The organism is Streptomyces sp. NPDC002309 (assembly GCF_053593375.1).
In genome coordinates this window covers 46,649-65,386 of the sequence record NZ_JBSFCI010000019.1, presented here as the reverse complement: position 1 = coordinate 65,386, position 18,738 = coordinate 46,649, and the positions used below count along the sequence as shown (strand labels likewise).

The following is an 18,738-nucleotide window of genomic DNA, read 5'->3' as shown; positions in this document are numbered from 1 at the left end:
CGTCGCCCCGTACAAGGGCGTCGGGGCGAGGGCGTCGGGGCGAGGTCTAGGTCTGTGCGGCCCCGACGAGCGCCTCGGCCGCCAGCAGACCGAGGTTGTCGGACGCGAGGGGGCTGTCGCCCGTCAGGAGCTTCCGGTCCTGGTGCGTCCTGCCGGTCATGTCGTCGTTGAGGACGTCGAGCCCCTGCTCGCGGAGCAGCCGTGCCACGAGCCACGGCAGGCGCCCGGGAAGGTAGCCGATGTCGAGGTTCGGCCCCTCGTCCAGGGAGTCGGGGAAGACACAGACCGAGTAGCCCCTGAAGGGTGACTCCTCCTTGCCGAGGCCGGCCGCGAGCAGTGCGGCGGGACCGTGGCACAACGTGATCAGGAACTTGTCGTTCGCGAGGGCCCAGTCGAGCGTCCGAGCGACACCTTCGCTGGTGGGCAGGCCGACGACCGCCCCGTGACCGCCGGGAATGAAGACGGCGATGTAGTCCGCGTCCTTCGTCAGGTGGTTGGTCACGACGTCGGAGAGCTTCATCGGCTGCTTCAGTTTCGGCTTGATCGCCGCGTAGGCAGCCTGGACCGCCTCGTCCTCGCGCGGCATGGCCCACAGCTCCAGCTTCGCCGGGTAGCCGCCCACCGTCGCCACATCGACGGCGAAGCCGGCCTCCATCATGTGGTGGAGCGGCAGAAGCATCTCGACCGGGTGGTTGCCGGTGGAGAACATCGTCCCGTTCTGGGTCAGCAGATAGCGCTCGGCAGACGCGATCATGAGCACCTTCCACCGGCCCCCGGTGTAGGCGCCCTTGTACCGCACTCCCGCGAAGTCGGTCTTCGGGGACGTGTACTGACTCAGCGAGTACGGCGACGGGAAGAACGCGTTGTCCTCGGCCGGATCCGGCGTGGGGTCCCTGCTCAGATCGTCTGCGGCGGATGACATGCGACGACCTCTTTCCTGGAGAGGGCTCTCTCGATGCTATCCCGTGCGTGTCCGCTCGGCAGGTCGGCGAGACCGTCCCCCGACGCGCAGGACGCGGGGGGCCTCGCCCGGTGCGGCGAGGCCCCCCCGCGTCCGTTCGTCAGTCGCGACCCCGCTGCGGGGTGAGCTGGGTGGTCAGGAGGTGGGAGTCGAGCAGCGCGATGTCGCCCGTGCGGGCGGCCTTCGCGTAGGCGGTGAGCATGCGTTTGGTCAGCACGACCGCCTCGGGGGAGCGCCTGGCGAGGGGTTTCGTCCAGGCGGCGATGACGTCGTCCAGCTTCTCGATCGGCGCCACCTTGTGCAGGAGCCCCAGCTCGTGGGCGGTCGCGGCGTCGAACGTGTCGCAGGTGAGCATGAGTTCGCGGATTCTCGAGGCGCCCGCCTCCCAGATCAGGCGGCCCATGGCACCGCCCCAGGCGGGTGCGAGTCCGACACCGACCTCGGGCATGCGGAACCGGGCGGTGTCCGAGCCGGCGCGGAGATCGCAGTGCGCGGCGAGTGCGAGGCCGGCGCCGATGACCTTGCCGTGGAGCCGCGCGACGGTGACCGCGTGGGTGTTCTCCAGGGCCTGGCACAGCCGGTGGGCCTTGTCCGCGATGCGGCGCAGCGCGCCCGCGGTGGGGTCCTTCGCCAACGCCTCCTGGAACTCGCCGCGGTCGGCGCCCAGACAGAAGTCGTCACCGGAGGAGGAGAGCACCAGGACGCGTATGTCCGGCCGTTCATGGAGGCTGTCGAGGACGTCGGTGAGTTCGTCCAGGACCGCGGCGCTGAGCGTGTCGCCCTGGAGGGTGGGGTTGAGCCGGACGTGGAGGACGGGCCCGGTGTGCGTGACGTCGAGGAGCGTGTGTGCGGACAGGGGTGCGGCGAGGCCGGCGGCGATCGAGGTGTTCATGCGAGGGCGACATCCAAGTTCAGCAGGCGCCTGAACGCCACCCGGGGGGCACGGGCGGGCCGGCGGACCAGAGCGAGTCGGGGGAGGCGGGACACGGTGCGGCGCAGCAGGGTCTGGGCCTCGAGCCTGGCCAGGGGCGCTCCGAGGCAGTAGTGGATGCCCGCGCTGAACGCGAGATGGGCCGGCTTGCGGTGGGGGTCGAACAGTTCGGGGCGGGCGAAGCGGGCGGGGTCTCGCTGGGCGGCTCCCACCATGAGGTGGACCATCTCGCCCGCGCGTACGTCGACGTCCTCCAGAACGCAGTCCGACGCGGCGATCCGGCTGATCACATGGGTGGGAGGGTCGAAGCGCAGGGCCTCCTCCACGAAGGCCGGCACGAGGTCGGGCTGTTCGGTGAGCAGGGCCCAGCGGTCGGGGTGTTCGACGAGGTGGAGCGTCATCGTCGACAGGAGCGTCGAGGTCGTCTCCAGGGCCGCCAGCAGGACGAACAGGGCGAGGAAGTAGACCGCTTCATCGGCCTTGTCCTGGTCCGGTTCCATCGCGTCCCAGGTGTGTGTCCAACGGGACACGGGGTCCTCGCCGGGACGGGCGCGCCGCTCGCGCACCAGGTCGAGGAAGTAGGCCCGCAGTTCGGCCATCGCGAGGTCGGAGCGAGCCAACTGGCTGGCGGAGGGCAGCAGTTCCTGGGTGAACACCTGGTCGTGGGTCAGCTCGCGCAGTCGGGCCCAGTCCGCGCTCGGCAGCTCGAGCCAGTCGCCGACGGTGGCGACGGGGAGTTCCTCGCACACCAGGGCGGCGAAGTCCGCCTCCCCCGTGTGCAGGCGTTCGCGCACGCCGTCGAGGAGGCGGTCGACGACCTTGTTCACCCGGCGGCCGATGCGGTCGACGGTGTGGCGGTCGAAGTTGCCCGCCGACCGGCGCACCCGGGTGTGCTCCGGGGGGTTGAGCGCGGGCAGCGTGCGGCTGATCTCCCGGGAGGAGGAGGCACTCCAGCGGGTGCGTTCTCCCTGCTGTTCCCTCCACCTCGTGTCCGGTTCGAGCCAGCCGCCGCTGCTGCGCAGCACCTGGTCGCACGCGCTGAACGTGGTCACGAGGAAGCCGCCCCAGGGGGCGGGGCTGACTCCGCCCCGTGCGTGGAGCTCTTCGTAGATCGGGAAGGGATCGGCCTGTCCTTCCGCCGTACGGAGGCGGGAGAACAGGGAGACGGTGGCCCGACGGTCGGCCGAGCTAGCCGTGGCAGTCCCCACGATGACGGCTCCTTTCTGAGGATCAGCCGCCATACGTACCCGTGTGGTGTTTGAAGCATCCAGTACCACTGTCGTTTCTTAGGGTTACTTACATCACTCGCCCCTCACCCATGCCCGGAAGCGGCTGAACAGCCCGCCCCTGTGATGCGCCGCGTCCTGGCCCGGGCGCGGAGGGGCCGGCAGAGGCGCCGCGACGGAGGGCCGGCCCGGCTGACCGGACAGAGGGGCCGCGGTCGCGGAGGCGGCCGCCGACGGGACGGCGCGTGGCGTGAACCGGATCGGCACGGCCGTCAGGGAGCGGCTCCACGGCGCGGGCACCCAGGCGAGTTCCTTGAAAGGGACGCGCACCTCGACGTCGGGGAGCCGGTTGAGCAGGGACTCGACCGCCGTCGCCGCGATCATGAACGCCGGGTCCTTGGCGGGGCAGGCGTGCGGGCCGGCGCCGAAGGCCAGGTGGGCCTTGGCGCTGAGCTGCTCACGGTGCTCGGTCAGCTTCGGGTCGGTGTTGGCCGCCGCGAAGGAGATCAGCACCGGGTCGTTGGCCCGGAGCGTCCTGCCGCCCAGCTCGACGTCCTGGGTGGGGTAGTGCGCCGCGTAGTTGGCGATCGGCGCGTAGTTCCACAGCGTCTTGACGACCGCGTCCTCGATCGGCAGACCGGCCGGCCACTCGTCGCTGAGGTACAGGGCGCTGCTGGTGCCGATCGCGGCGGCCAGGGGCGCGGTGCCGCCGGAGAGCAGCGTCACGAGCTGGTGCAGCACCTCCTCGTCGGTCAGGCGGGCGGAATGCACCATCAGGCGGGTGGTGACGTCCTCGCCCGGCTGGCGGCGCTTGAGCGCGATCAGTTCGGCGAGCGCGCCCCCCAGGACCTCGTCGGCGCCCGGGGTGCCCTGGAAGATCCCGGTGATCCCGGTGATGACACGGTCACCGAGCTCGGGCGGGCAGCCGAACAGGTCGCCGAAGACCAGCAGCGGCAGCGGCTGGGCGTAGGAGGTCATCAGCTCCGCCTCACCGGCCGAGTGGGAGCTGAACCGGCTGATCAGGTAGTCGGCGGACTGCTGGACCAGGCGTGCGAGCCGGACCTGGTCGACCGTGGCGAGGCTGTCCGTGACCGCCTGGCGCAGCCGGGCGTGCGCCGCGCCGTCACTGAACAGCGCGTTGGGGCGGTAGCCCATCATGGGCAGCGCCGGGCTGTCGGCGGGCACGCGCCCTTCGTTCAGCGCGTTCCAACGGCGGGAGTCCCGCACGAACACGGCCGGGTTCTGCAGGATGTACAGGCTCGCGTCGTAACTCGTGACGAGCTCGACCTGGACGTCCGGCGCGATGTCGACGGGGGCGCTGTGCCCGAGCGAGCGCAGCTCGGCGTACTGGCGCTCCGGGTCGGAGCCGAACTCGGCTCCGTACAAAGGGGTGTTGCCGTGCGCGGGGCAACCGGCCGGTATGCCGGTCGGGTCGGACTGCTGATGCATGCCGTGGCTCCTAGCCGAGTATGGACATGAGGTGCTTCACGAGGGTGATGAGGGACTGCGCCGCGGAGTCCTGACTGCGGACGTCGCAGTGGATGATCGGGGTCTCGTCGGAGAGGTTGAGTGCCTCGCGCACCTCGGCGATCGGGTAGTCGGGGGTTCCGTCGAAGCGGTTGACGCCGATGGCGTAGCCCAGGCCGAACTGCTCGACCAGGTCGAGGATGGGGAAGCTCTCGTGCAGTCGCTCGGGGTCGACCAGCACCAGTGCGCCCAGCGCGCCCCGGGACAGGCCCTCCCACATCTCCTTGAAGCGCTCCTGGCCCGGTGTACCGAAGAGGTACAGGACGAGGCTGTCGCTGAGGCTCAGACGCCCGAAGTCCATGGCCACGGTCGTGGTCGTCTTGTCCGGGGTGCCCGACAGATCGTCGAAGCCCTCGCTGGCCTCGGTGATCTCCTCCTCGGTCTGGAGGGGTTCGATCTCGGAGATGCTTCCGATGAACGTGGTCTTCCCGACCCCGAAGTGGCCCATGACGAGGATCTTCACGGAACGGGAGACGGCTGGATCCAGATACACGGGCTACGCTCCGAATCGAGTCTTCAGGCCGTCGAGCACGGCGGTGAGCAGTTCACGGTCGACACGTTCGGCTCGTGGCGCCGGATTCCTCACGAAGATCAGGCCGTCCTCCGACATCTGCGCGAGCAGGATGCGCACGATGCCGAGCGGCAGCCGCGTGTAGCCGGAGACCTCGGCCACGGACAGGAAACCGTCGGCGATCAGGTCCATCACCGTGCCGGCTTCCGGGGACAGGGTGCGAGCGGCGACCGAGGCCCCGTCCTGGGCGGTGACGAGCGTGGTGTGCTCGTACTCGTGCGCCGCGGGCAGGGCACGTCCCTTCGCGATGACGAAGAGAGGCACTAACGCCGACGTGAGCTCCAGCTCACTGTCCGGTTGCTCAGACATCCCCGGCCCTTCCTCCCTGTGACACCTGCCGCGTCAGGAGCGCGGGTATCACGTCGCTGAGACGCGTGGTGAACTCCTCGATGTCACAGTCGTGTTCGGCGGCGGCGGCGAGGAACGCGCCGGTCCCGGCCGCGATCAGGAAGATCCAGCCGTGCCGGAACTCGATGACCGTCTGCCGCCACTCGTCGTCCCGCAGGCCGCCCGCGAAGGGCGCCGTGGCACGGCTGTAGGCGTGGATGCCCGTCATGGCCGCCGAGATCGTGTCCGCGAGGTCCCTGCCGATCCCCGTGCTCGCCCCGCGCGGCAGACCGTCCGCCCCCAGGAGCAGGGCGTGCCGGGCGCCGCGTACGGAGGCGATCACCTCGTCCAGTTCGGCCAGGACGAATCCCGATCCGCTCGCCTCCCCTCTCCGCGGGGCGCCTCCGCCCGCGGCCGTGGCCGCGTCCGGGGCGGTCACCCGCGGCGCGGAGGTGAGGTTGTTGCCGAGCCGGGCGACCAGGCGGCTCATCCGGAAGGAGATCTGCTGCATGTCGACATCGGGCTCCGCGGCGGCGGCCAGGAACGCGCCCTGGCCGGCCCCGATCAGGAACACCCAGCCGTGCGAGAACTCGACGATCGTCTGGTTCCACTGCCGGTCTTGCGACGGTCCGGCGAAGTGCGCGGTGGCCCGGCTGAGCGACTGCATCCCGGCCATGGCCGCGGAGATGGTCCGTACGTCCTTCTGGTTCAGGCCGTCCGTGGACCCGCGCGGAAGTCCGTCGGCGGACAGCACCACGGCGTGCCGCGCCCGGGGCACGTTGTCCACGATGTCCTGGACCATCCATGACATGTCTGTTGTCGTCATGCGTCATCGGACCCTTCAGGCGTGGGGGCTTCGAGGTCACGGCCCGACAGCGTGCCGCGCTGAAACGCCCCCAGCCCACCGCCGGAGCGCGAGGCCCTCCTCGGCGTCTGCTCACCGCCGCCGGCGCCCCCGTCGGAAGGAACGCTGGAGATGGGCGACTTGCGAGCTCCACGCTTGGGCAGACCGTGCATCGTACGCGCGGACTGCTCACGGTTCTCACCGCGTCTGATACTGCTCACCTGCGCCTCGGTGGCCGGCGGGGTGGTCTCCTCCATGGTCCACAACTCCTCGGGCAGCAGGACGACGGCCCGGACGCCGCCGTACCGGGAGACTCCGGTGACGTCGACCTTGAAGCCGTACTGACGAGCGATCAGACCGATGACCGGGAAGCCGAACTTCGGCTGGGTGCCCAGCTGGGACAGCCGGGGCAGGGCGTCGCCCGCCAGCAGCGCGGTCGCCTTCTGCCGGTCCTCGTCGCTCATGCTGACGCCGGCGTCGTCGATGACGATGCAGAGGTTCTTCTGCACACGCTGGAACGTCACCTCGATCGGGGCGTCCGCCTGCGAGAAGCTCGCGGCGTTGTCCAGCAGTTCGGCGACGGCGAGCGCGACCGGGGCGACGGCCGACGACTTCAGCGCGATGCCGCTCGGCTGCATGATCTCGACCCGGTGGAAGTTCCGGATCTGGCTCTGGGCACTGCGGACGACGTCGTAGACGCTGGCCGGCTGGTTGCGCCGGCCGAGCGGCGCACCGCACATGACCGCGATGCCCTGGGCCTTGCGCGCCATCTGGGCGTTGGCGTGGGTGACCTCCATCAGATCGGACAGGACGGTGTGCCCGCCGTACTTGCGCTGGATCTCGTCCAGCAGCACGGTCTGCTCGACCGCGAGGCTCTGCAGGAAGCGGGCGGCACCCTTGAGGACCGCCTTGGTGCTCTCCTCCGCGGCCTGCTCGGCCTCGCGGATCACACCCTCCTGCTCGCTCTGGACCTTTGCCAGTTCGTGCTGCACACGGGTGAGTTCGGCCTCGGTGTAGTTCAGCCGCTGCCCCAGGGAGGCTTCGGACTCCCTCTTCCTCACCCCCAGGGCTCTGTTGCGGAGCACGAGAGCCACGACTGCGGCAGTGGCTGTCACCGCTATCGCAACGAGGCACCAAAGAAGCACGTCTTGAGTCATGGAAACCTTTCTCGGCGCATGGCATGCAGGCGTCGACGGACCTCGCGACAGCCCGCGACCGGTCGTACGGGGGCCGCGAGTGATGCTGGTGCGAGGAGCACCTCAGGTCGGCACCCGAACAAAGTGGATCAAGGTCGCAGACGGCGGAATGCTATCACCGTCAATGCGGCGCGCCGTCGGGGTGGTCCGGCGTCGGCACAGGATCAACAAGGGTGCGCGCAGCGGCCGTTGGCGCGATCGTATGCCTCGGAGGCGGGCCCGTCGGGCAGGGGCCGAGGGCCGGACACATGGAGTGGGCGGCACATACGGGCAGGTGTCGTCCGTGCTGTGGGGACATGACGTCTCCGCGACATGTCACCGAGGGGAAAACCCGGTTGCCTCGATGTGTCCGATCGGCCGGGTCGCCGCCGCGGGTCCAGGGGAACGGGGCGGCGAACGAAAGCGCTCCCGCCCTCCGTGGGAACCGGTGGGCGGGAGCGCTTCCTCAGGTGGCCGGAGTGGTCCGGTCACCCTGTCGTCAGTGGCGGACCACTCCAGGAGCGATGTCCTCGGTGAAGCCCTCGTCGCCCGGGGCCGCGAACTTGTCGGCCTTGGCGACGGCGGTGCCGCAGAACGCGGCCTCCAGCGTGCCGCCGAGGATGGTGTTCACCGTTCCGTTGTTGGAGGTGTTCGCCATGGACGTCATGCTGCGCTTGCCGTCCGCCGTGGTGAAGGCATACGTGTAGTAGCCCTGCACGGTGCCCGTGTGACCGTAGACCGTCACGCCGCAGGAGAGCTTGCGGGCACGCAGGCCGAGCCCGTAGGACTGGGTGCCGTCCGCGTTGACCGGAACCATGCGCATCATCTCCTGCAGCTGCGCCTGCGGCAGCAGCTTGCCGGAGACGAGGGCGGAGAAGAAGCGGTTGAGGTCGGCCGAGTTGGAGATGACCGCTCCGGCCGACTGGCCCCACGACACGGTCTGCTCGGTGGAGTCCACCAGCGGCAGCGTGGTGTCGTCCTGGCGCAGGTAACCCCGTGCGTAGGAACCGGAGATGGTGGTCTCCGGGTGCACGTAGGTGGTGTTGTCCAGCTTCAGCGGCCCGAAGACGCGCTGCTGGTAGTGGGTGGCCATCGGCACGCCGGTGACCTGCTCGATGAGCTGGCCCAGCACCACGAAGTTGGTGTTGGAGTAGCTGTAGGCGGCGCCCGGCGCGTTGTTCACCTTGTGGGCCGTCGACAGGTCGATCAGCTCCTGGTAGGTGAACACCTTGTTCCGCACGGACTCGAAGCCCGGAACGGTGTAGTAGAACATCTCGTTGGTGTAGTCCCACAGACCACTGCGGTGACTGAGCAGGTGCCGCACGGTGATGCCGTCGTCCGGCAGCGCCTTCGGGAGGTAGCTGTTCGCCGAGGCGTCGAGGTCCACACGTCCCTCGGCGACGAGCTGCATGAGCACGACCGTGGTGAAGGTCTTGCTGACGCTGCCGACCCGGAACCGGCGGCCGGCGTCCATCGCCGTGTGAGCGGCGGTGTCCGCCTGCCCCGACGAGATGCGGTAGCTGGAGTTGCCGGAGTCGATGCGGGTGAGGGCGCCGGGCGCTCCCGCCGACATGGCGTCCTTCTGCACCTTGAGGACCGAGGTGACCGAAGGGTTGGGGAGGGGGGAGGTGGCCGCACCGGCGGGGGAGGCGGCGAGTGCCGCCATCGCGGTGGAGCCTGCGAGCAGGAGGCTCACATACTTGATGCGCATCCGAGTCTTTCTGATTCGGGATCTGGTCGGCGCCACCCGGTCCGGCGACTGACCGTCACCGCACAGCCCCCGACGTTGTCCGCGGGCGCGTGCGACGAGACGGCACCGGCTCCGGGACGACGCTGGATGCATCGTAATACTGTGACAAGGTGTTGAAGGCAAGGGGGTAATCAAAGACGAGACAATTCGTGCCGAGCCGGGTCCGGGTCCGGGTCGGGTCGAATCAGGCCCCTACCTGAGTGAGGCCACCTCCCTGCCCGCCGTCGGGGAAACACACTGTGTGACACTGTCTGTCGTCCTGTGAGTGTGAGTGAGCCCTCGTACGACGGGGAGGAAGGGACGCGCCGCGGACCGGTACGTAGCGGAATCAGGAAGCTGAGAGACCTCCGGCGACCGTGTTGAGATGCGACTGGGAGTCCCGCTCGGCCGGCAGCGGTCCCGAGACGGTGAAGTAGCGCCGGCCGGCCACGAGCAGCTCCTCCGCCGGGAACTTCGTGATCACCTCGCATCCGTCCGCGGTCACCACCAGTTCCTCCTCGATCCGGGCCGCGCCCCAGCCGTCCTTCGAGGGCCAGTACGTCTCCAGCGCGAACACCATGCCCTCCTCGATGACCTCGGGGTGCTCCAGCGAGACCAGCCTGGAGAACACCGGCTTCTCCCAGATCGACAGCCCGACGCCGTGGCCGTACTGCAGCGCGAAGGCCGCCTCCTCGTCGGGGAAGCCGAACTCCTGGGCCGTGGGCCAGACCGAGACGATGTCGGCCGTCGTGGCTCCGGGGCGCACGAGGCTGATCGCCTGGTCCATGTACTCACGGCACCGCGTGTAGGCGTCGCGCTGGGCCGTAGAGGCGGAGCCGACGGCGAACGTGCGGTAGTAGCAGGTGCGGTAGCCGTTGTAGCTGTGCAGGATGTCGAAGAACGCGGGGTCCCCGGGGCGCACGATGCGGTCGGAGAATACGTGGGGATGAGGGGCGCACCGCTCCCCGGATATCGCGTTGACGCCTTCGACGAACTCCGAGCCGAGGTCGTAGAGGGTCTTCGCGACCACGCCCACGCACTCGTTCTCGCGCACTCCCGGCCGGAGGAACTCGTAGAGGTTCTCGTAAGCGGCGTCCACCATCGAGGCGGCGTGGGTGAGCAGGTGGATCTCGTCCCGCGTCTTGACGCGCCGGGCCTCCAGGAACACCTGCTGGCCGTCGATCACCTTGATGCCCGCGGCCTGAAGTGCCATCAGGACCGGGAGTTCGATGACGTCGACGCCGAGGGGCTCGTCCTGGAGCCCGTAGAGCTCCAGTTCCCGCTTGATCTTCTGGGCGACGGAGTCGGCCATCCCGACCAGCGGGTTGATGGCGCCGCGCAAGGTCGAGATGCCGGCGCGGGCACCGCTGGGGTTGCGGGCGTCGGCTCCATGGTGCGCCCCATGCGGGTCGCCGTCCGAGTGGGCCTTCGAGTAGTCCAGCCAGGGATTGTACAGCTGGTGGTGCTTGGCGGCCGAACCGAAGTCCCAGACGATCGGCTCACCGCCCCTGACCAGCAGGGAGAACCGGATCAGCTTGTCGACCGCCCAGGTGCCGATGTGGGTCGAGGTCATGTAACGGATATTGGAGAAGTCGAACGCCAGGACGGCGCCCATCTCGGACTGCTCCAGCGACTTGCGCAGGCGGGCGAGCCGCTCCTCGCGCAGTCGGTTCATGTCGACGCGGGTCTCCCAGTCGACCGCGTTCGGCCCGAAGGTGGGAAGCGCCATCACAACTCCTTACGTGTCACTGAACAAAGGGGTGTCACGGGTCTGAGGGACGTGACCCGGCCCATGCGGCCTGGCTCACGAAGGTCACCTGGACACAACTGCCGGTCCGCGGTGTTCCCGTGCCCGTGACCGAACGGTCCTGGCACACCCGGAGCCGGCAGGGCCGGCCGTCCAGATCGCCGAGGTAGCGCCCGGGTGCGGGGCGGGCGTACCTGGCGGAGATCAGGAGGCGGCCCCCCTCGCCGACCACCGCGGGAAGGGCGAGGGGAGACCCCAGCAGCTCACCGGCCGAGGCCACGTCGCCCTCGGCGATCAGCCGCCGGATGCGGGTCGAGGAGACCGGCTCGCCGGCTGAGCCCCTGGTGAGGAGCGGGACGACCCGGGTGCCCAGCTCGGGATACGAGTCGAAGGTCGATGTCGTGCCGGCCCCCCGGGCGCCGAAGCGAAAGCCCTGGCCGACACTGACGGACCGCGCGCCGAGCTGTCCGACGACGACACCTTCGACGAACTCCTCGGCCGAGACCCGGGACCATGCCTGATCGAAACGGACGATCGCCACCCGTCGGATTCCCAGGGAACCGAACTTGTCGAGCTTGTGGCGACGATCGCTCAGGAGATGCGGCGCCCGGCCCGGGTCCAGTACCAGCCTCGGGTGAGGGTCGAAGGTGAGCACCGTGTCGCACCCGTCGAGGACCTGACGGTGGCCCAGGTGAACGCCGTCGAAGGTCCCGATCGCCACCTTGCCGGACGCCCGGGCACCACCGGTGCGGCCGTCGGCTCCCGCGCCCCGTCCTGCGCGGGGCACCTCGAGGTCGAGGACCTCCATCACTCACCTCCTTCACCTCGGAGCAGGCTCGGTACAGGCCGGTACGGGGCAAGTACGCCCCGGTACCGGCCTGTACGGGACGGTACGCACGGGTACAGGGTGCTACGGGGCGTACCGGCCCGGTGCAGGCCAGTGTGGGCCCCGCGCCGTTAACCAGGGGGAAAACGCCGTCGTGGCGCTCCCCCCGACCGGGCCGCACGGCGCTCCCGCCCGTCCTTGCTCACAGCAGGATGCGGAGCGGCTGTTCCAGTACGTCCACGTACGCCTTCAGCCATTCGGCCGCCGTGGCACCGTCCACCGCCCTGTGATCGACGGCGAGGGTCAGACGCAGCACGGACGCGACGGTGACCGCGCCGTCCTCCACGACCGCTTCCTGGCGTATGGCGCCGACGGCCAGGATCGCGGCCTGGGGCGGGTTGATGATCGCCGCGAAGTCCTCGGTGCCGTACATGCCGAGGTTGGTGATCGTGATCGTGCCGCCCTCCAGTTCGTCCTGCCGGAGCCGGCGCTCCTTGGCGCGGTCGATCAGGTCCTTCGTCGCCGCCGCGACGCCGCTCATGGACAGGGAGTCCACGCCCCGGACGACCGGAGTGAGCAGTCCGCCCTCGGTGGCGACCGCCACCGCGATGTCGGCGTCCGAGAAGTGCCGGACGGAGGTGTCGTTCCACTGCACGTTCATCGCGGGAACGGCCACGTGGGCGGACGCGATCGCCTTGACCAGCAGGTCGTTGATCGACACCCGTACGCCCTGGCCGGCGTTGATCTGCCCGCGCAGGGCGAGCAGCGCGTCGACGCGGGCGGAGGCGCGGAGGTAGAAGTGCGGTGTGTTCTGCTTGCTCTCCGTGAGCCGGCGGGCGATGGCCCCCCGCATCCGGGAGTTGGGCACGTCCACATACCGCGCGGCCTGTGCGGGAGTCCGGGTGCCGGGGGTCTCCGCCGGGGCGCTCGCGGGCGCCGTTTCCCTCGGCTGGGCCGGCCTGGCGAGGGCCGCCTCGATGTCGGCCCGCCGTATGCGGCCGCGTGGGCCGGTCCCCACCACCGCGTTCAGGTCGACGCCGGATTCCCGCGCGAGGCGTCGTGCCAGCGGGCTGGCGAAGACACGCTCACCGTCCCCGCCCTGATCCGCGTGGGCGGGCGCCGCGGCCACGGCCTGGTCCTGTACCGGGTGGGCGGGCGTCGCGACGGCCCCTCCCACCTGTGCCCCGTCGGGGGCCGCCGCGGCGACGCCTCCGACGGTCGCCGCCGCCGGTGCCTCCGGTGCCGGCGCCGGGGTGGCGGAAGCCGCGTCCGGAGCCGGCCCGGCACCCAGCGAGGCGACGAGCGCGTCCACGTCGGAGGACGTCTCGCCCTGCTTGCCCCATGCGGCGATCGGAGCACCCACGTCCACGGTCGCGCCCGCGTCCACCAGCAGGCGCAGGAGCACACCGTCGCTCTCGGCCTCCACCTCGACGACGGCCTTCTCGGTCTCCACCGTGACGATCGGATCACCGGCCGCATAAGGGGTGTCGACGCCGACGTTCCAGGAAACCAGCACCGCTTCCGTGGTGTTGGCCGCCACCTCGGGCATCCGCAGGATCTCAGCCATTGTTCTGCCCCCGCGACAACTCACGCAGCTTGGCGACGACTTCCTCCGTGGAGGCGAACGCGGCGCGCTCCAGGACCTTGCTGATGCTCGGTGACGCCTCGCCGCCGGTCACCCGCTCGATCGGGGCGTCGAGCCAGTCGAAGAGCCGGCGTTGGATCTCGTCCGCCAGCCAGCCGCCGTAGGAGGTGCCGACGGCCCCCTGCTCGGCGATGAGCACCTGGTTGGTCTTCTTGACCGACTTCGAGATGGTGTCCCAGTCCAGACTGGCCCGGTCCAGCCAGCGTAGGTCGATGACCTCGGCGTCCACGCCGGTCTCCGCCACGGCGGCCAGCACGGCCGGAGTCATGGCGAGATAGCTCAGGATCGTCAGCGCGGCGCCCTCACGGCGTACCGCGGCCTTGCCCACGGGCAGGTAGTGGTCGTAGCCGTCGGCGAGGCCCGGGCCGGTCGACTGGTAGAGGTCCACGTGTTCGAGCACCACGACGGGGTCGTCGCAGGCCAGGGCCGTGTTCATCAGACCGACGTAGTCGAACGGAGTCGACGGGGCGACGATGCGCCAGCCGGGGGCCGTCGCGAGGATGCCGGCCGGGTCCATCGAGTGCTGTGATCCGTAGCCGGTACCCATGGCGACCTTGCTGCGCAGCACGAACGGCACCTTGCCCTCGCCGCCGAACATGTGACGGGCCTTGCCGATCTGGTTGAACAACTGGTCTGCCGCCACCCACATGAAGTCGGCGTACATGAACTCGACGACCGGCCGGAACCGCCCGTCCAGCGCGATTCCGCCGCCGAGGCCGGCGAACGCGTTCTCCGAGATGGGAGTCCCGAGCACACGGTCCGGAAATGCCTCGCTCAGCCCGCGAGTGGCACCGTTGGTGCCGCCGTTGAGCCTGTGCACGTCCTCACCCATCACCACGACACCGGGATCGGTCGCGAGGCGACGGCCGAGCACTCCGGCGACGGCCCCGACGAACTTGACGTCGGTCAGCTCGCCGGCGAAGTCCTCGGTGTCGGTGAACTCGATCTCGTTCAGTTCCGACAGGTCGCCGCGGATGCCCTCGTCGACGAACGCCGGGTCCGGCCACTCCGAGGGCACGATGCGCCGTTCACCGGCCTTGCCGCCCGGCCGCGGCTCCAGAAGGACGTTGCCGAGTCCGGACATCAGGGCCTTGGCCCGCTCGATCGTCTCCGTGACGGCCTTCTTGGTGAGGATCCTGCGCCGCACCAGGTGCCGCACCACGGTGTCGATCGGGTCGCGGGCGCGCCACTGGGCCTCCTCCTCCTTGGAGCGATACCGGAACGCCGAGCCCGGGAAGGGGCCGTTCTGGTGGAAGTAGCGGTAGACGTCCGCCTCGATCAGCGTCGGACCGTGGCCGGCGCGCATGTGCTCGAGGGCCTTCTGCGTCACGAGGTGCACGGCCAGCGGGTCCATGCCGTCCACCTTCCAGCTCCGGATGCCGAAGCCCGGGCCGCGGCCGGACAGCCGGGGCTCGGCGGTGACTTCGGAGACGTGGGTGGAGACGGCGTACAGGTTGTTCTCCACGAAGAAGCACAGGGGCAGCGACCATGCCGCCGCGAGGTTCAGGGTCTCCAGGGTGGATCCGATGTTGATCGCGCCGTCGCCGAAGAACGTGAAGGTCACCGCGTCGGTGCCGGCCTTCTTGTGGGCCCAGGCGGATCCCGCCGCCAGCGGTACCCCGCCACCGACGATCGCGTTGGTCCCGATCGCGCCGGCCTCGTTCCACTGGAGGTGCATGCTGCCGCCCCGGCCGTGGCTGAAGCCCCGGTCCAGTCCGCAGATCTCGCGCAGCGTGCGCAGCAGCACGTCCCGGACGTCCTCGGGGAAGGGCTTCGTCGGGTCGATGCCCTTCGGATGCAGATGGGCGAGCACCTTGGCCAGGAACTGGTGATGGCCGCGGTGCGAGCCGTTCACGGTGTCGTGCGAGGTCAGGGTGTGGCAGGCGCCGACCGCGCCGCCCTCCTGGCCGATGCTGGAGTGCGCGGGTCCATGGATCAGCCCGTCGGCGGCGAGTTCGAGGACGTACTCCTCGAAGGTCCGGATCAGCACCAGTTGGCTGAACATGCCCGTCAACAGCTCCGGAGGAGCGGCGTCCCAGTCGTCGCGGGTGGCGACGAACTCCGACCACGCGGCATGTGCTTCGAGTGTGTGTTCCACGGGCATCGGGAGCCCCCTTCAGTCGATCGAAGTGCACCGACCCTGCCACAGGATTGGATCCAATAACAAGATGTCACTCGACATTCAGGGGGCGTGAGGTCACTATGGACTTACTTTGGATCCAAAGGAGGTGGGTCATGACTCTTCCCGGCCTTGTGCGCCTCGATCACATCGGATTTACGGTCCCGGACCTGGAGCAGGCGCACGACTGGCTCGTCGACGTCCTGGGCTGCGAGTACATGTACTCGCTGGGCCCCTTCAGCTCGGCGGAGGACTGGATGTCCGAGCATCTGAACGTGGACGCGCGGACGGTGATGCGGCAGCTGCGCTTCTACCGGTGCGGGGAACAGGCGGTGTTCGAGGTCTTCGAGTACCAGGCGGACCCGCAGCGCACCGACCTCCCGCGCAACAGCGACGTCGGCGGCCACCACGTCGCGTTGTACGTCGAGGACCTGGACGAGGCCGTGGCGTTCCTGCGGGCCAGGGGTGTCCCGGTGCTGGGGGAGCCGACCGTCAGCGCGGGACCGTCCCAGGGCCAGCGGTGGGTCTACTTCCTCTCACCATGGGGAATGCACTTCGAGCTGGTGTCCTATCCTGGCGGCAAGGCGTACGACCGCAATCCGTCGGAGTTCCAGAGGTGACCGCTCTTGAGTCCTGCGCACGCTCGTGATCCGCGCGGGGCGGACAGCGTCAGGAGTCAGCACATCGCCGGCGTCCTCCGCGACGAGATCCTCGCCGGCGATCTGACGCCCGGTACATGGTTGCGCCAGGACGAACTCGCGGCCCGCCTCGGCACCAGCCGCATCCCGGTCCGCGAGGCGCTGCGCATCCTGGAGTCCGAGGGTCTGACCGAGTCGTTCCCCAACCGCGGTGCCAGGGTGCCGGTGCTGAGCGTCGAGGACGTGAACACGTACTACCGCATGCGTGAGCGCCTCGAGCCGCTGACCCTGGCCGAGAGTCTGCCCCGGCTCACGGACGACCACCTGGCCCGTCTGGAGCGCATCCAGGACGAGATCGAGAGCCAGAGCGACATCAGGCGCTTCCTGGTCCTGGACCGCGACTTCCATATGACGGCCTATTCGGGCTGCCCCAGCGTCCATCTGCTGGCCATGACGGAACGTCTGTGGAACTCGACCCAGCACTACCGCCGTGCGTTCATGGTCCTGGCCGACCCCGACCGGGCGATGATCGTCAACGCCGAGCACCGGCTGATCCTCGACGCCGTACGGCGGCGCGATCCCGAGGACTGCGAGCGGTACCTCACCGGTCATATCCGCCGCACCCGGGTCGAACTCACCGCCCATCCTGAGCTGTTCGCCGCGGCCGACGAGGTGGGCGGGAAGTCCGCGGGCTCCTGAGCGGACGAGGGGAAGCCGTGCGCGGGCCGGGCACCGGGTCGGCCGGGCCCGGCTCCCGCCCGGGCGGTCCCGTCGCGTAGGCGAGGGACGTCCCGCGCACCGCCGAAGCCCCGAACGCTGGTTCGGACTTCGTGCGGCAACACACTGAAATGTATCCAACCAGGCACCCATGGGCAGTGTTTGCGCCGATGGACTCTGTTCCAAGTTCGATGTGAACCCTACGATGGATCCAATCGAGCCTCATTGGTGCCCATGCCACAAGGAGAGCGCCGTGCCCATCGCCACCGTCAACCCCGCCACCGGTGAGCTCATCGAAGAGTTCACCGCCCACACCGAGGAACAGGTCGAAGAGCGGCTCTCGCGAGCGGAAGCCGCGGCCGCGACACTCCGGGCCACCGACTTCGCCACCCGCGCCCGGTGGATGCGGGCGGCCGCCGATCTCGTCGAGGCCGACGTCGACCGAACGGCGCCGATGCTCACGATCGAGATGGGCAAGCCCGTCACGCAGGCCCGCGCCGAGGTCCTCAAGTGCGCCTACGCGATGAGGTTCTACGCCGACAACGCCGAAGCCATGCTGGCCGAGCAACCGCTCGCGGACCCGGGCCGGGTCAACGCCTCGGCCGCCTGGACCACGTACGCGCCGCTCGGTGTCGTTCTCGCCGTGATGCCGTGGAACTACCCGTTGTGGCAGGTGATCCGCTTCGCCGCGCCGGCGCTGATGGCCGGCAACGTCGGCCTGCTCAAGCACGCGTCGAACGTGCCGCAGTCGGCGATGTACCTCGACGCCCTCTTCGAGCGGGCGGGCTTCCCCGCCGGGTCGTTCCAGAGCCTCCTGATCGGCGCGGCCGGCGTCGAGTCGGTGCTGCGCGACCGGCGAGTGGCCGCCGTGACCCTGACCGGCTCCGAGCCGGCCGGCCGGTCGGTCGCGGCGGTCGCGGGCTCCGAGGTGAAGAAGGTCGTGCTGGAGCTGGGCGGGTCCGACCCGTTCATCGTGCTGCCCTCCGCCGACGTCCGTGCCGCGGCCCGCACGGCCGTGACCGCTCGCACCGTCAACAACGGCCAGTCCTGCATCGCGGCCAAGCGGTTCATCGTCCACGCCGATGTGTACGACGAGTTCGTCGACGCGTTCGTCGCGGACACCAAGGCGCTGAGCGTCGGCGATCCTCTCGACGAGGGGACCGACATCGGTCCGATCGCCACGAAGTCCGGTCGGCGCGAACTCGTGGAACTGGTCGAGGACGCCGTCGCCAAGGGTGCCGTCCTGCGGTGCGGCGGGTCCGCGGTGGGCACCGAGGGCTGGTTCTTCGAGCCGGCGGTCCTGGAGGGGGTCACCCCGGCCATGCGCGTGTACGGCGACGAGGCCTTCGGGCCGCTGGCGGTGGTGCACCGGGTCGACGGCGTCGAGCAGGCCGCGGCACTCGCCAACGACACCACCTTCGGCCTCAGCTCGTCGGTGTGGACCACCGACCCCGACGAGGAGCGCTATCTGATCGGCCGTCTGGACGCCGGTGCCGTCTTCGTCAACGGCATGAGCATCTCCTACCCCGACCTGCCCTTCGGGGGCGTGAAGGACTCCGGCGTCGGCCGTGAGCTCGCCGCGGAAGGCATCCGCGAGTTCTGCAACCTCAAGACGGTCTGGAAGCGCTGACACACACCGTCGGCCTCCTGGGACGGGGCGCGCCGGGCCGGGCCGCAGTGCACCGGCGCCCGGCGCGCCACCGTACCGACACCCGCTGAACCGGGGCACCGCCGCTGCGACCCGGTTGCTTGACG

Annotated in this window: 16 protein-coding genes; 3 read left to right on the top strand and 13 right to left on the bottom strand. The window is 69.7% G+C overall.

Annotated features, from left to right (window positions below):
* Positions 1–46: 46 nt before the first annotated feature.
* The 13 genes from hchA to ACWCPM_RS17700 form a co-directional block, all read right to left on the bottom strand.
* Positions 47–922 (bottom strand): glyoxalase III HchA, encoded by an 876-nt coding sequence (gene hchA / locus ACWCPM_RS17760; RefSeq protein WP_450977110.1) that lies wholly within the window; start codon positions 920–922, stop codon positions 47–49.
* Positions 923–1,061: 139 nt separating this feature from the next.
* Positions 1,062–1,853 carry an enoyl-CoA hydratase/isomerase family protein gene (locus ACWCPM_RS17755; protein WP_450977109.1) on the bottom strand — a complete coding sequence of 264 codons (792 nt, stop codon included), beginning with the start codon at positions 1,851–1,853 and terminating at the stop codon, positions 1,062–1,064.
* A complete protein-coding gene (locus tag ACWCPM_RS17750) occupies positions 1,850–3,133 on the bottom strand; it encodes a cytochrome P450 (RefSeq protein WP_450977108.1) in 1,284 nt (427 codons plus the stop codon). Before ACWCPM_RS17750 ends, ACWCPM_RS17755 begins: the two co-directional genes overlap by 4 nt.
* 60 nt (positions 3,134–3,193) lie before the next feature.
* Positions 3,194–4,567, bottom strand: a complete 1,374-nt coding sequence (locus ACWCPM_RS17745) for a cytochrome P450 (RefSeq protein WP_450977107.1) — start codon at positions 4,565–4,567, stop codon at positions 3,194–3,196.
* A 10-nt stretch (positions 4,568–4,577) separates the two neighbouring features.
* Entirely contained in the window at positions 4,578–5,138 is a 561-nt protein-coding gene (locus tag ACWCPM_RS17740) for a GTP-binding protein (RefSeq protein WP_450977106.1), read from the bottom strand.
* A 3-nt stretch (positions 5,139–5,141) separates the two neighbouring features.
* Positions 5,142–5,525, bottom strand: coding sequence for a DUF742 domain-containing protein (locus ACWCPM_RS17735; protein WP_450977105.1), 384 nt, complete (start codon positions 5,523–5,525; stop codon positions 5,142–5,144).
* The gene (locus tag ACWCPM_RS17730; RefSeq protein ID WP_450977172.1) at positions 5,518–6,345 is read right to left on the bottom strand and encodes a roadblock/LC7 domain-containing protein; all 828 of its coding nucleotides are present in this window, start codon (positions 6,343–6,345) and stop codon (positions 5,518–5,520) included. Before ACWCPM_RS17730 ends, ACWCPM_RS17735 begins: the two co-directional genes overlap by 8 nt.
* A gap of 20 nt (positions 6,346–6,365) precedes the next feature.
* Positions 6,366–7,481, bottom strand: a complete 1,116-nt coding sequence (locus ACWCPM_RS17725; protein WP_450977104.1) for an ATP-binding protein — start codon at positions 7,479–7,481, stop codon at positions 6,366–6,368.
* Positions 7,482–8,061: 580 nt separating this feature from the next.
* Positions 8,062–9,273 (bottom strand): serine hydrolase domain-containing protein, encoded by a 1,212-nt coding sequence (locus ACWCPM_RS17720; protein ID WP_450977103.1) that lies wholly within the window; start codon positions 9,271–9,273, stop codon positions 8,062–8,064.
* A 367-nt stretch (positions 9,274–9,640) separates the two neighbouring features.
* Entirely contained in the window at positions 9,641–11,020 is a 1,380-nt protein-coding gene (locus ACWCPM_RS17715; protein WP_450977102.1) for a M24 family metallopeptidase, read from the bottom strand.
* 34 nt (positions 11,021–11,054) lie between these two features.
* Positions 11,055–11,846, bottom strand: a complete 792-nt coding sequence (locus ACWCPM_RS17710) for an FAD synthetase family protein (protein ID WP_450977101.1) — start codon at positions 11,844–11,846, stop codon at positions 11,055–11,057.
* A 220-nt stretch (positions 11,847–12,066) separates the two neighbouring features.
* Entirely contained in the window at positions 12,067–13,431 is a 1,365-nt protein-coding gene (locus ACWCPM_RS17705) for a dihydrolipoamide acetyltransferase family protein (protein ID WP_450977100.1), read from the bottom strand.
* Positions 13,424–15,613: an alpha-ketoacid dehydrogenase subunit alpha/beta gene (locus ACWCPM_RS17700; RefSeq protein WP_450977099.1), complete on the bottom strand. Its 2,190-nt coding sequence runs from the start codon at positions 15,611–15,613 to the stop codon at positions 13,424–13,426. Before ACWCPM_RS17700 ends, ACWCPM_RS17705 begins: the two co-directional genes overlap by 8 nt.
* 131 nt (positions 15,614–15,744) lie before the next feature.
* On the opposite strand from ACWCPM_RS17700, the gene ACWCPM_RS17695 reads away from it, so the two are divergent.
* The 3 genes from ACWCPM_RS17695 (at position 15,745) to ACWCPM_RS17685 (ending at position 18,613) form a co-directional block, all read left to right on the top strand.
* A complete protein-coding gene (locus tag ACWCPM_RS17695; protein WP_450977098.1) occupies positions 15,745–16,248 on the top strand; it encodes a VOC family protein in 504 nt (167 codons plus the stop codon).
* 6 nt (positions 16,249–16,254) lie between these two features.
* Positions 16,255–16,965 (top strand): GntR family transcriptional regulator, encoded by a 711-nt coding sequence (locus ACWCPM_RS17690; protein ID WP_450977097.1) that lies wholly within the window; start codon positions 16,255–16,257, stop codon positions 16,963–16,965.
* Between the two features lie 271 nt (positions 16,966–17,236).
* The gene (locus ACWCPM_RS17685; RefSeq protein ID WP_450977096.1) at positions 17,237–18,613 is read left to right on the top strand and encodes an NADP-dependent succinic semialdehyde dehydrogenase; all 1,377 of its coding nucleotides are present in this window, start codon (positions 17,237–17,239) and stop codon (positions 18,611–18,613) included.
* Positions 18,614–18,738: the final 125 nt, after the last annotated feature.

Coding starts and splice junctions, on each gene's coding strand:
- ACWCPM_RS17710 (WP_450977101.1), bottom strand. CDS start 11,846: ATGGAGGTCCTCGACCTCGAGGTGCCCCGCGCAGGACGGGGCGCGGGA.
- ACWCPM_RS17750 (WP_450977108.1), bottom strand. CDS start 3,133: ATGGCGGCTGATCCTCAGAAAGGAGCCGTCATCGTGGGGACTGCCACG.
- ACWCPM_RS17715 (WP_450977102.1), bottom strand. CDS start 11,020: ATGGCGCTTCCCACCTTCGGGCCGAACGCGGTCGACTGGGAGACCCGC.
- ACWCPM_RS17705 (WP_450977100.1), bottom strand. CDS start 13,431: ATGGCTGAGATCCTGCGGATGCCCGAGGTGGCGGCCAACACCACGGAA.
- ACWCPM_RS17755 (WP_450977109.1), bottom strand. CDS start 1,853: ATGAACACCTCGATCGCCGCCGGCCTCGCCGCACCCCTGTCCGCACAC.
- ACWCPM_RS17720 (WP_450977103.1), bottom strand. CDS start 9,273: ATGCGCATCAAGTATGTGAGCCTCCTGCTCGCAGGCTCCACCGCGATG.
- ACWCPM_RS17700 (WP_450977099.1), bottom strand. CDS start 15,613: ATGCCCGTGGAACACACACTCGAAGCACATGCCGCGTGGTCGGAGTTC.
- ACWCPM_RS17735 (WP_450977105.1), bottom strand. CDS start 5,525: ATGTCTGAGCAACCGGACAGTGAGCTGGAGCTCACGTCGGCGTTAGTG.
- ACWCPM_RS17730 (WP_450977172.1), bottom strand. CDS start 6,345: ATGGTCCAGGACATCGTGGACAACGTGCCCCGGGCGCGGCACGCCGTG.
- ACWCPM_RS17695 (WP_450977098.1), top strand. CDS start 15,745: ATGACTCTTCCCGGCCTTGTGCGCCTCGATCACATCGGATTTACGGTC.
- ACWCPM_RS17745 (WP_450977107.1), bottom strand. CDS start 4,567: ATGCATCAGCAGTCCGACCCGACCGGCATACCGGCCGGTTGCCCCGCG.
- hchA (WP_450977110.1), bottom strand. CDS start 922: ATGTCATCCGCCGCAGACGATCTGAGCAGGGACCCCACGCCGGATCCG.